The sequence below is a fragment of the Paenibacillus sp. J22P218 genome (assembly GCF_056269195.1).
This window is the reverse complement of sequence record NZ_JBWDNL010000008.1, coordinates 77,877-91,008: the sequence shown is the minus strand read 5'-3', so window position 1 is coordinate 91,008 and position 13,132 is coordinate 77,877. Positions and strand designations below refer to the sequence as shown.

7 protein-coding genes are annotated in these 13,132 nt (G+C 52.5%); 5 read left to right on the top strand and 2 right to left on the bottom strand.

From position 1 onward, the window contains the following. Window positions 1–10: 10 nt before the first annotated feature. The gene (locus tag AC0YN0_RS27860; RefSeq protein ID WP_475824211.1) at window positions 11–190 is read right to left on the bottom strand and encodes a hypothetical protein; all 180 of its coding nucleotides are present in this window, start codon (window positions 188–190) and stop codon (window positions 11–13) included. Window positions 191–454: 264 nt separating this feature from the next. Continuing rightward, window positions 455–1,105 (bottom strand): transcriptional regulator, encoded by a 651-nt coding sequence (locus AC0YN0_RS27855; RefSeq protein WP_475824210.1) that lies wholly within the window; start codon window positions 1,103–1,105, stop codon window positions 455–457. A gap of 277 nt (window positions 1,106–1,382) precedes the next feature. Between AC0YN0_RS27855 and AC0YN0_RS27850 the strand changes: the two genes are divergently transcribed. The 5 genes from AC0YN0_RS27850 to AC0YN0_RS27830 all read left to right on the top strand — a co-directional run bounded on the left by AC0YN0_RS27850 (window position 1,383) and on the right by AC0YN0_RS27830 (window position 13,131). After that, window positions 1,383–2,531, top strand: coding sequence for a response regulator (locus tag AC0YN0_RS27850; protein WP_475824209.1), 1,149 nt, complete (start codon window positions 1,383–1,385; stop codon window positions 2,529–2,531). Beyond that, entirely contained in the window at window positions 2,528–5,575 is a 3,048-nt protein-coding gene (locus AC0YN0_RS27845; RefSeq protein WP_475824208.1) for an ATP-binding protein, read from the top strand. Before AC0YN0_RS27850 ends, AC0YN0_RS27845 begins: the two co-directional genes overlap by 4 nt. 168 nt (window positions 5,576–5,743) lie before the next feature. Next, on the top strand, window positions 5,744–10,252 hold the full coding sequence (locus tag AC0YN0_RS27840; protein ID WP_475824207.1) for an S-layer homology domain-containing protein: 4,509 nt from the start codon (window positions 5,744–5,746) through the stop codon (window positions 10,250–10,252). Window positions 10,253–10,512: 260 nt separating this feature from the next. After that, window positions 10,513–11,775, top strand: a complete 1,263-nt coding sequence (locus AC0YN0_RS27835; protein ID WP_475824206.1) for an MFS transporter — start codon at window positions 10,513–10,515, stop codon at window positions 11,773–11,775. A 36-nt stretch (window positions 11,776–11,811) separates the two neighbouring features. Further along, a complete protein-coding gene (locus AC0YN0_RS27830; RefSeq protein WP_475824205.1) occupies window positions 11,812–13,131 on the top strand; it encodes an LLM class flavin-dependent oxidoreductase in 1,320 nt (439 codons plus the stop codon). Window position 13,132: the final 1 nt, after the last annotated feature.

Here is a 13,132-nt window from a genome sequence, read left to right as displayed (position 1 = left end):
GGGCTTGTTTTTATTTTATGACAGCGACGATTTTGTTAATGACTACAAAGATGTTTCTTCTCGTTTGGTTTTTTAATTGGACGACTCCGCCTTTCACTCTAATGACTACGCCAATTATTTCTTCTCCTGACACCGTTTTAAGCACAACGGCTTTCCCGCGGGAATGATTCAATATTTTATGAACAAGCATGGATATTCCTCCCATCCAATCTAATAATCTATTAATATGAGATTGCTATGGAAGGGTTCGGGCTTCGGGTGTTTTTGTAATGGACACTGCGGACGCTTAACGATCGTTTAATGCTCTGCGTAGTTTCTAATGGACATTACGGATCGTTACAGGCGCTTAAGTTACTAAACTAGTATTCGTATGCCATCTAAGCGTCGCTTTTGTCCATTAGCACCTCGGTAACTGTAGATTGTTAGTTTAAGCGCCTATTTTGTCCGTTATGAGTTATCCATCAGCGAGCTTATAGATGCGGTATCGTTGTTTATCTCCAATGTTCAGCAACAAGTTCTTATCCATTAACTCTTGCAACGTACGTCTAGCCTGCCTATCGGACCGTTGGAGATGAGCTGCGAGCTCTCCGGAGGTAAAGGGGCGAAGCAGCCGGCGAGCAAAGCGCAGCGTTTCAGCTTCATCCCAGCAAAGTCCAGCCGTCACGGGCATGGCGACAAACTTGCCTACAAAGGAAAGCGCTAGTTGCTTGCAAAGTTCGGGTTCTTCCTTAATCGATAAGTAGGCAATGGGTAGGAACAACCAGTCGTCAAGTCCAAGCAGCGCTTGCTTCATGCACAGATCCTTAAATCTCCAAGCCTCGATGTCTCTAGCATGTGAGCGGTATCCGTGAATTTCGATGCAGCCTTTGGCTCCCAAGGTCATGTACGCCAGATCGAGATAGCGATACTTATTGTTAAGGTCGCGGAGCTCCCATTCGGGATGCAAGTGATCCAGGTTGCCTATTGTCGGATACCAGATCGATCTTAGAAATTCAATCGTTGCATGACCTAACCCGTTCTTAAGCCGTTCACGTCTTCTCGGATTGGATTCTGCGGAAATTTGCTCCTTTAACCATTCCTCGATTCTCCTATCAATAACAGTCACCAACATCTCCCCCGTCACCTGAAAATAGAAAAGCCGCTCTGACCACGATCCCTTAATAGGGTTCAAGATCAAAGCGGCATGTGCTTCACGCCAAATGCATTGGATAGTTGGAGTATACCGGATAATAGTAACTGCTGCAATATCGCGAGCTTCTAAGTGCCATTGGATGAAAAGGGATCAGAATCTAGCAATCTCCATTGATCCGATAATACCAGCATATGGTACAATAGGACGAAATCAAAGAGGAGCTATATGAACAACAAGGAGATAAGCCCCGATGATGCGAGTAATGATAGTTGACGATGAAGAAGATGCGCTGGATCTGTTGGAAATATTGCTCGGTCAGATCGGGGGCGTCGAGGTCGCCGGAAGATATGTCAATCCGATTCAAGCGATCGATGCGTTGACCCAGTCTCCTGTCGATGCCGTGTTTCTGGACAACCAGATGCCCGGAATGAAGGGGACAGAAGCTGCTAGAATGATCAGAAGCATGATCCCTCAAATACCAATCGTATTCACGACGGCCTACGCCGAATACGCGGTCGAAGCGTTCGAAATTCAGTCGACCGACTACCTATTGAAACCTTTTACGAAAGATAGATTGCAGAACACGGTTGCGCGCATTAAACAAACCTTATCCGAATCCGTCGGTCAGACGCGCCAAAGCGTAAGCGCCGCCTCGACCGTTAACTGTCTGGGAGGCTTCCATATCGGGGTGCCGGGCGATGCGAACAAGGCTCTGGCATGGAAAACGAAAAAGGAAAAGGAGCTTTGCGCGTTTTTGATCCACCATGAAGGGAAATCCGTGAATACCGCATCGATTATCGAAGCGTTATGGCCGGGCTACGATCTGAACAAGGCGAAAACGTATTTGTACACCTGCCTGTCCTATCTAAGAAGAAGCTTGGCGGAGCATCATATCCCGATCCATATCCGCAAAGCGGACCAAGGGTTCGTCGCCGAATTGGACGGGCTCGCGGTCGATGCAACTGAATTCGAACAGCTGCTGAGGGGCGTAATGTCCGAAGAGGCCATGGATGAACGGACCTACGACACAATGAACAGGATGTATAAAGGCGAATACATGGAAGCTTGCGATTTCGGCTGGGCCACCGCCAGACAGCTGGAGATCAAAGCCTCTTACGTCCGCGCGCTTCGCAAAGGGTACGCGTATTTTCGAAGACAGGGCAATCGCGCGCTCGCGGCGGACAGCATGCAAACCCTGTTGTCGCTTGTCCCCGATTCCGAGGTCGACGGACGCGAGCTGATTAGGCTGCACCTGGAGACGGGCAACCGGAATGAAGCGTATCGAGTCTGCCTGCAGCTGGAGCATGCGGTGCGCAATCAATTAGGCGCAGAGCTGGAGGAGGAGACGCTGCGGCTCATCCGGCAGACGAGAGACAAGACGGAGCGGCAAGCCCGATGAGAAAAAAAGCCGCTGCGGCGATTATTACGTTATCTCTATTGTTGGCAACCTACGGGCTGCTGTTGACCTATTTCTCCATGAATAAGAAACCTATGCCTATAGCGGCGAACGGTGCCATGGACTTAAGCGCATGGAATTTCGAAGAAGACGGAGTCGTCAGGCTGGACGGGAAGTGGGCGTTTTATCCGGATCGACTGCTTTCTGGTTCTATCTCTTCCGCCGATGCAGGGGGATCATCGCCTGCGTTGATTCAGGTCCCCGGGTCATGGTCCAAGCAGATGAATACGATTGGCATGGCGACCTATCGCCTGCAGCTTCGAATCGACGATGCAAGCGCGGTGTATGGATTGAAAACAGCGTCTATCCACATTTCCAATAGGCTCATCATCAATGGCCAGGTCGTCGGATCAAGCGGGAATCCGGGCGAGAAGGGGCATTATCAAGCGCTTAACAAGCCATACGTCAGCTACTTCACGCTGCAGCAGGGCTGGAATGAAATCTTGATTCAGGTGGCAAACCATGAATTCCACGTAAGCAGCGGAATCAACGAATCGCTTCAGCTTGGCAAGGCCGAGCAAATAGCGGGGCTGCGCGATCGGGCGACGGCGCATGATTGGATCGCGTTAACCGCCTTTCTGATCATGGGCTTGTATTTTATCGGACTGTTTTCCCAGCGGCGAAACGATCAATCGCTTGTCGTATTTGGCATCGTTTGCGTATGTATAGCCGCTTTCACGAGCGTCAGCGGCGAGCGGGTCCTGTTCGACGTAGTCGGCCCGATCCCGTTCTGGCTGTATTTCCGCATTCAGATGACCCTGACGGTTGGCGTAGGAGCCGGATTTTTTCTGTATGTGTATACGGCCTTTCGGCCTTACAGCCACCAATGGCTCGCGCGGGGAGGGCTGATTGCGGGGGCGATCTTGACCTTGCTGCATATCGGCTTCGCCACCCAGATCACGACGGGGCCGTTTCGTCTGGTGACGTCGTTATACGTGACTTTTGCCTTGCTCTATGCAACCTACGTATTCGTATGCGCGGTCCTGCACAAAGTGGCGGGCAGCTGGTATTTGGCCATGGCGGCTATGGCCTTGAACGTATTGGTGCTCAACCAGAATATGTACGTTTATTTCGGCGTGCCGGTCTATTCGCTGCCTCCGATCGAACCTTTTCTTGTCCTGCTGATGCTTGCGCTCTTGATGTCGCTCCGGTTCTCGAACGCGTTCCAGAAAATCGAGGAGCTGTCCGGGCAATTGCTGCAAGCGGACAAGCTGAAGGATGATTTCCTGGCTCGAACCTCGCATGAATTCAAGACGCCGCTTCATGGCGTGATGAATATTTCCCGTTCGATGCTGGACGATGCGGTACATCCGCCTACCGCCGAGCAGCGGGAAAAGCTCCAGCTGGTTACCGACATTACGAGGAAGCTTTCGCAACTTGTGTACGATATCTTGGACCTGTCCAAGCTGAAGCAAGGCGAGCTGAGAATCGTTCCGGTTCCGATCGATGTCCGCTCGGTCGCGGAGGCGCAAGTACGTTTCTATTCCTATCTGTGCACGGAAAACGATATTCAGCTGGTGAACCGGATCCCAGTCGAGCTGTCTCCCGCTTTGGCGGATGAAGTCCGATTGAGTCAAGTTATCGGAAACTTGCTGGACAATGCGATTAAACATACGAAGCACGGAAGGATCGTCATTACCGGGAGGGAGCATGGAGGCGGGCTCGAAATTGCGGTGCATGATACGGGAACGGGAATCGAACCGGAGGACCTTCCGTTCATTTTCGAACCGTTCAAATCGTTGGAGGGAACACGGCAACGCGGCTTCGGATTAGGGCTTTCGATCGCGAAGCAGCTGGTCGAGCTGCAGAAGGGGACGCTTTCGGTTGCGTCCGCGCCCGGAGTCGGTTCTACCTTTACGTTCACGCTTCCCGTCGCCGGCGACGGAAGCGCAGCGGCATTGACCTTGTCCTATTCAAGTCCCCAGGTCATGCCCAAGGAGACCGAATATTCCTTCGAGACGCCTCATCATGCGAATGCCGACGGCAAGCATACGGTACTGATCGTCGACGATCAGTACGTGAACTTGAAGGTTTTATTGGACGCGCTTCAAGCGCTCGACTATCGCGTGATCGCGGTCAAGAACGGGTACGAGGCGCTGGAGCAAATCGACCGGTCGGGTAGAATCGACCTCGTTATTCTCGATCTAATGATGCCGGGCATGTCGGGATATGAAGTGTGCCAGGAAATTCGCAAGCGATACTCGCTGCTGGAACTGCCCGTCCTGATGGTGACGGCGGCCTTTCAACCCCAAGACAAAGTGGCGGCATTCCAGGCCGGGGCAAACGATTATTTGCCTAAGCCGTTCGATCTGGAGGAGCTGAAGGCCAGAATCGGCAGCTTGTTATCGATGAAGGAGTCGCTAGGCCGTGCGGTCCATATGGAAGTGGCATTCCTGCAATCGCAGATCAAGCCGCACTTCTTGTACAACGTGCTGAACAGCATCGTGGCATCAAGCTATAAGGATGTGGATCGCGCGCGGAAGATGATTGCCGATCTCGCGGATTACTTGCGGGGAAGCTTCCGGTTCAGCAACGCGGACGAACGCATCGGATTTGCCGAAGAATTTAGCCTCATTCGAACGTACGTGGATATCGAGCAGGCCCGTTTCAAGGATCGCATTCGCTTCGAATATGATATTGCGGAGGCTACCTACGGTTTGCGCATGCCGCCGCTGCTGTTGCAGCCGCTTGTCGAGAACGCGATCCGCCACGGCATCGGCGATCGCATCGAAGGCGGCACGGTTACGTTGACGGCGGTAGAGTCGGACGGAGAGTGGCGTTTCGTCGTGGCCGACGACGGCGTCGGCATCTCCCCGGAACGCTTGAAGACGCTGCTTGAACGAAGCGGCCCGGACGATTCCCAAGGGGTCGGTTTACGAAATATTAACAAACGGTTGAAATACGAATACGGCATTTCGCTGGAGCTGGAAAGCGAACCGGGAAGAGGTACGATGGTGACCGTACGCATCCCGGCTACCCCGGATTAACGGACTGTAACGATTCAATCAACAGGCTCTCGCCGATTTTCGACGGGGCCTGTTTTTTCATGGAGAAATATGTCGGTTTTTAAGGTTTTTTTAAGGTGTCTTCCGTTATGCTGGGCTAGTACTTGAGGACTAAGCAACGAAATGATAATCCGGAGAGGAAGATGCAAATTGGTCCCGGCAACGAGAAGAAGCAAAAACTACGATAGAATACGAAAAACGGCATATATTTTGCTTGCCGTTATCCTTTTCATACCGCTGATAGCGAGCGGCGGAGGTACGGCATCGGCGGCGGCCGGATGGTCTATGATCGACGGCGGCGGTCCGAACGGGATTAACGCATATTCAGCTAACGCGGCGGAGTATCCTGTAACCGCCGTATGGAACGACGAGGTCTATGTGGCGTGGCAAGAAAGAGTCGTCGATCCCTACTCGCCTAATAACCAAATTAGAGTCAAGAAACGCAGCGGCACGAACTGGGTCAGCATCGATGGCAACGGATTGAACGTAGATGCCTCCAAACCGGGAATCAGGCCCGCCATGGCCGAATTCGACGGTCAACTTTATATCGCGTGGACAGAAAAGAATGCGGCGTATTTCGATCAAGTTCGGATTAAGAAGTACAACGGCACAAGCTGGACAAGCGCCGAAGGCGAAAGCGCGGCCGGAATTAACGTGGATGTTTCTAAGAATGCCAGCATTGTTAATCTGTCCGTATACAACAATGCTTTGTATGCGGCTTGGTCTGAAGGCGGGGAGCTGCGAGTCAAGAAGTATGACGGCACCGCGTGGACGAGAGTCGATAGCGGCGTGACCTATGCAGCTTCTCCCGTGATGGCCGTATTAGGCAATGACTTAATTGCCGTATGGTTTGAACTGGTCGGATCTAATTATCAAATCCGGGCGAAAAAATACGACGGAACGAACTGGACGGCGATTGACGGCGGTTCGCCCGGTTTGAATATCGTTGGTTCGAAAAGCGCGACCAATCCGTCGGTAGCCGTCGTGGGAGATGCCTTGTACGTAGCATGGGACGAACCGATTGGCGGTACGGATAACCAAGTTCGGGTCAAGAAATTTAACGGTACCTCCTGGTCGAGTATTGACGGCAACGGGACGTACGGAATCAATGTAAATCCGGCTTACCGCGGCAACTATGTTGAATTGGCGTCGGTCAATAACGAATTGTATGCGGTGTGGCAAGAGCACACGGGATCGGGTTCCATTTTCAAAATTCGCGTGAAGAAGTATGACGGTACGGCATGGACGAGCGCCGAGGCCGGCCGAAACGGCTTGATTGTGGATGAAACAAAAGTCGCCCAATATCCTGCGGTGACCGTGCTAAACGACACCCTATACGTGGCGTGGCAGGAGAGAAGCAGCTCCCAGGATCAAATTCGGGTGGCTTCGTATACGCCTCCACCTCCGCCGGCGGTCAAAAGCGTAGTCGTTAGTCCGAGCAGCGCGAACGTCGCAAGAGGACAGAGCAGGCAGTTGACAGCTACGGTAGATGCGGTAGGGGGAGCTGCGGCAACGGTTACTTGGACGAGCAGCGATGCAGCCGGCAAGGTAGCGGTAAGCGGTAGCGGTAACGTCACTGTCGCGGCGGACGCTGCGCTGGGCGATTACACGATAACGGCAACGTCGACTTTCAATACTAGCAAAACGGGAACGGCGACGATTACGGTCACGGAAGTGCCGGTGGTCAACAGCGTCAGCGTGAGCCCGAGCACCGATAGCGTCATGCAAGGAGATAGCAGTCAGCTTACGGCTACGGTTAACGCGGCAGGAGGAGCTGCGACGACGGTCACTTGGACGAGCAGCAATGCCGCCAAGGTAGCTGTGAGCAGTACGGGGAATGTAACCGTGGCGGTGGACGCTTTACCGGGCGATTATACGATAACGGCAACGTCGACTTTTGATGCTACCAAAAAAGGGACGGCGACGATTACGGTTACGGAAGCCCCAGCCATCAGAAGCGTCATCGTGAGCCCAAGCACCGACAGCGTCGTGCAAGGAGATAGTCTTCAGCTTACAGTTACGGTGGACGCAGCGGGAGGAGCTGCGACGACGGTGACATGGACAAGCAGCGATACCGACGATAAGGTAACGGTGGACAGCACGGGCAACGTCACCGTAGCGGAGGACGCCGAGCTAGGCAATTATACAATAACGGCGACGTCGACCTTCAATACCGGCAAGAAAGGGACGGCAACGTTAACGGTAACGGCATCGACGGCCGTCAACGGCGTAAGCGTAAGCCCAAGCAGCGCAAGCGTCGTGCAGGGAGAAAGCAGGCAGCTTACTGCTATGGTAGACGCGGTAGGAGAGGCAGAGACGACGGTCTCGTGGACTAGCAATGATGCCGGCGACAAAGTAACGGTGGACAGCACGGGCAACGTGACCGTAGCGGAGGACGCCGAGCCGGGCGATTATATCATCACGGCGACCTCGACCTTCGATAGCAGCAAGACGGGAACGGCGACGATAACGGTCACGGCAGTGCCGACGTATACGATTGATCCAATCACGAATCAGACGTTAACGGCACTGACTCAGGGCTACGAATCCGGTACCCAAGAGACGATAAACATTCCGGTCGTGAATACCGGAAGCGGCGATTTGGAGGATCTGTCGATATCGCTTAGCGGTTCGCACGCTGACGATTTTACAATTACTCAGCCGGATCCTACGACTTTAGCAGGGGGCGAATCAACTAGCTTCGACATAGTTGCCAATGATGATTTGTCGGCTGGCACCTATACGGCAACGGTTACGGTATCCGCGAATCGCATGACGCCCGTAACGTTTACCGTTACGCAATCGGTGAACTTGCCGGATGCTCCCGCAAATCCGCAAAATCTCGAGGCTGTCGGCGGAGACCGTGAAGTTATGCTGAGCTGGAGTACCGTGCCGGATGCGACGCAATACCGCATTTATATGGCGACGGATGACGATGAGAGTAACTACGTTGAGATCGCGACTGTAACTTCTTCCACTTACAGCGTGCAGGATCTAGTCAACGGAACCACCTATTACTTTGTGGTAAAAGCGGAAAACGCGGGAGTCTTTAGCGAGGCATCGAATCAAGCGAGCGCGACTCCGTCGACCGTGCCTGGAGCGCCGACGCATGTGAAGGCAACGGCAGGTAACGGGCGTGCCGTCGTTACGTTCAGGGCACCGGCCGATAACGGCGGAAGTCCGATCACGGGTTACGAGGTGACCATTTCACCGGGAGGTACGGTCGTGACCGGAGGGACAAGTCCGATTACCATAACGGGATTAACGAATGGAACAAGCTATACCTTTACGGTAAAAGCGATCAATGACGCGGGCAGCAGCGAGGCTTCCGAAGAATCGAATGCCGTTACTCCGAGAGCATCCCATACGCCGACGCCGTCTGAGCCTTCTACGCCGGACACGACGAACACGGGCGTGGATATCCTTGTTAACGGGAAAGTCGAGAATGCGGGCACGGCTACGGTAGCAAAGCGAAATGATCAAACCGAAATAACGGTAGCCGTGGATCAGAAAAAACTGGACGAGAGGCTCGCGGCCGAAGGGGCAAATGCCGTCGTCACGATACCGATCAACCAGACATTCGATATCTTCGTTGCGGAACTGAACGGTCAAATGGTGAGAAATATGGAGGACAAGCAAGCCGTTCTCGAGTTCAAAACCGAGCATGCGACCTACACGCTTCCTGCGCAACAAATCAATATCAGCGCAATATCCGAGCAACTCGGACAGTTAATAGCTTTGCAGGATATTAAAGTGCGGATCGAAATTGCCGTTCCGACAGCGGATACGTTAAAGCTGGCGGAGAACGCGGCGGCCAACGGTTCATTCGAGCTTGCCGCTCCGCCTCTCAACTTTACGGTGACAGCCGTGTACGGAGACCGGATCGTCGAAGTAACGAAGTTCGACGCCTACGTGGAAAGAACGATCGCAATTCCGGACGGCGTTGATCCGAACAAGATTACGACGGGCGTTGTCGTCGAGCAGGATGGATCGGTACGCCATGTACCGACTAAGGTCCGGTATCTCAACGGGAAGTATGAAGCCCAAATCAACAGCTTGACGAACAGCACGTATGCGGTCGTCTGGCATCCGATCGAATTTAGCGACGTAGCGAAGCATTGGGCGAAAAACGCCGTAAACGACATGGGCTCCCGGATGGTCGTCGACGGAACGGGCAACGGCATGTTCAGTCCTAGCCGGGACATCACCCGCGCCGAATTTACAGCCATCATCGTCCGCGGATTAGGCCTCAAGCTGGAGAATGGAGCAACGCCATTCTCGGATGTGTTGCCGGAAGATTGGTACGGCAGCGCGGTCAATACGGCTTATTCCTATGGGATTGTCAAGGGCATGGAAGACGGCAATTTCCGGCCGAACGACAAGATTACGAGAGAACAGGCCATGGTGATTCTGTCTAAGGCGATGGCGATAACCGGTCTGAAAGACCAGCTGCTTGAACAATCATCTGAAGCTGCGCTTCTTCCGTTCGGAGATGCAGCCGGAGTGTCCTCATGGGCGCAAAGCAGCGTTGCGGACAATGTGCAGGCTGGCATTGTAATGGGAAGAAACGGGGCTTTGCTAGCGCCGAAGGCTTACATGACGAGAGCCGAGGTTGCAACTACGATACAAAGATTATTGCAAAAATCGGGTCTGATATAAGCAGTTAAAGTCACTATCACAACAAAAAGGCCGGTTAAGTAAAGGCGCCTAGGGTCATTTCCTAGGCGTCCTTTTGTTAATTCGTACTAAGTAGATGGGAATAGTATAAAAAAGTATTGCTCCATCAAAAATCGATATGTTATGATCTTCGTATACGAAATGGCACGGACCGACCGTTCAAATGGAGGTCTCATTCTCTCTCTAGGGAATGAGGCTTTTTTGTTTGCCCAAGCCATCCAATTTGAACGGGGGATGCTCATTTGAGTGCGAAATTTACGATGGATATTCGTCAAAAAACGATGTGGCCCATCATTATTTTGGGGTCTTTCTTTGAAGGGTTCGACGATGCGGTGTTGAATATCGCGCTGCCGTACATCGTGAAGGATTATGGCGTGACGACCCAAATGTCGGGATATGCCCTTTCCATCGTGGCTCTAGGAACGATGGTCGCGTTCTTCGTATCGCGGATGGCGGATACGGTTGGGCGCCGCCAGGTGTATCTGACGAGCGTGTATATGTATTCCATATGCAGCCTGCTTACGGCGTTCGCGCCTAACTTTGAAGTGTTTATCGGCTTTCAATTTGTCGCGCGCATTTTTCTGATTAGCTGTTGGTCGGTCGGCTATATCATCTTGTGCGAGGAGTTCTCGCCCGAGCATCGGGGAAGCGCCGTTGGACGCTTTCAGCTCACGGCAGTCTTCGGCGCGCTGCTGATTGGCATTCTGCTTCCGGTTATAACGAAGCTTGGACTTAACTGGCGGGTTCTGTACGTCGTCGGAGCCCTTCCGATAATACCCGTATTCCTTCTTCGCAAGCGATTGCCGGAAACGCTCGCTTTCCTTCAAATGCGGGAGGAAAAGAAGCTCGGCAAGCAACTGCCGAAGGGAGACTTCTTTGGGCCTTGGAAACGTCCGTTTCTTCTATATACGTCGGTCATGGCGATCGTGTGGGCTTTCCTTTATTTTGGCATCAAAGGCTCGTTAAATTTCTTCACGCTGCGAGTGGTCAATGAATTAGATTGGACGCCAACCATGGTGAGCATAGGCTTGCTGTCTCAGACCGTTACGGGCATGATTGTCATCGCCTTGAACGGCAAGCTGATGGACCGGATCGGACGCAAGCGTGCCGCGACGATCATTATTATCGTCGGATGCGTAAGCAGCGTTCTTATGTTCACGCTTGAGAGCTTTTACGCCGTACTCATCAGCAGCATTATCGCTGCCGGATTCGTCAACTCTTTCCTCATTGTCGGGTCGACGCTGACGAACGAGCTTTTTCCAACCGATATTCGCGCGAACGCTATGGCTTGGGCCAACAATATCGTCGGCCGTTTGGGACAAATCATCGTTCCGGTTGTAGTCACGACCTTGGCTTTGACGCTTGGCCTCGGCAATGCCGCTGCTCTTGCGGTAAGTTTGCCGCTCTTATCCCTCGTCCTTATTTTGATCTTCCTGCCGGAGACAGGACCGAGAAGGGTAGCTGAGTCACGCGATCATCAGGACATTACGACGAAAAATTTGTAATTCATAATGAGTACTAACATACGAGGAGCAAACCATATGAGTCGAAAAATGAGTTTAGGACTATTCATTCAATTACCCGGGCAGCATCTGGCAAGCTGGAGACATCCATCGTCGCAGTCGCACCGCAATTACGACATCGATTATTTGATCGAAATCGCGCAAGCCGCCGAACGCGGCAAATTCGATATGCTCTTTATCGCCGATTCGGTTGCGCGACCTATTCAGGAAAATTCATATTCCGAATTAAAGCTGGATCCGCTCATGATCCTATCGGCTATCGCAAGCTCGACGAAAAAAATCGGGCTTACCGTTACCACTTCAACGACTTATAACGAGCCGTTCCACGTTGCTAGGAAATTCGGCGCCTTGGATCATCTTTCCAAAGGAAGAGCGGGTTGGAACGTCGTGACGTCCGCCAACGATCTTGAAGCGACGGTATATGGCAAAGAAGAACATTTGCCGCATGCGGATCGTTACGAACGCGCGGAAGAATTTATCGACGTCGTGAAAAAGTTTTGGTTTTCGATCGAAGGCGATGCGATTGTCGCGGACAAAGAGTCGGGATTGTTTCTCGACGTATCAAAGGTTCATCCGATTCAATATAAAGGGAAATGGTTCCAAGCAAGCGGACTATTAGACTCTCCGGCGCCTCCGCAAGGCCATCCGGTTATTGTGCAAGCCGGATCGTCAGAGGCGGGCAAGGAGCTTGCCGCAAGGACAGCCGAGGTAGTGTTCACGGCAACTCAAACCTTGCAGCACGCGCAAGCATTCTATGAAGATGTGAAAGGGCGTCTAGCCAAATATAACCGAAGCCGCGAGGACGTTAAGATCATGCCTGGAGCGTATATTACGGTTGCGAAGACGGAGGAAGAAGCTCGCAGGAAGCGTCAAGAGCTGAACAAGCTCATTATGCCGGGCGCCGGACTTCTCTTTTTATCCGAGTTTACGCAAATCGATTTTCGAGGCTTCCATCCTGACGATCCATTCCCGGATTATGACAATTATGCGGATCCGTCGAACCCTCGTATCCGTTACAAAATTATTTGCGATATAGCCAATCGAGAAGGGCTAAGGACGCTCCGCGACATCTACGAACGCATCTCTTCGGCGCGCGGGCACTTGGAGGTAATCGGCACTCCTGAGCAAGTAGCGGATCAATTAGAGGAGTGGTTCGTCAAGGGAGGAGCGGACGGCTTCAATGTCATCCCGCCAACCTTCCCGGAAGACCTTAACCTGATCGTTGATCTCGTTATACCAGAACTGCAAAGAAGAGGTTTGTTCAGAGAGGAATATGAAGGGAATACGCTGCGGAGTCATTTGGGACTCAAGGTGCCGGTGAATCCTAACGCGAGATAAG

What these genes read in the sequence shown, in the direction of transcription:
- AC0YN0_RS27845 (WP_475824208.1), top strand. Translation starts at nt 2,528, where the DNA reads ATGAGAAAAAAAGCCGCTGCGGCGATTATTACGTTATCTCTATTGTTG.
- AC0YN0_RS27830 (WP_475824205.1), top strand. Translation starts at nt 11,812, where the DNA reads ATGAGTCGAAAAATGAGTTTAGGACTATTCATTCAATTACCCGGGCAG.
- AC0YN0_RS27850 (WP_475824209.1), top strand. Translation starts at nt 1,383, where the DNA reads ATGATGCGAGTAATGATAGTTGACGATGAAGAAGATGCGCTGGATCTG.
- AC0YN0_RS27860 (WP_475824211.1), bottom strand. Translation starts at nt 190, where the DNA reads ATGCTTGTTCATAAAATATTGAATCATTCCCGCGGGAAAGCCGTTGTG.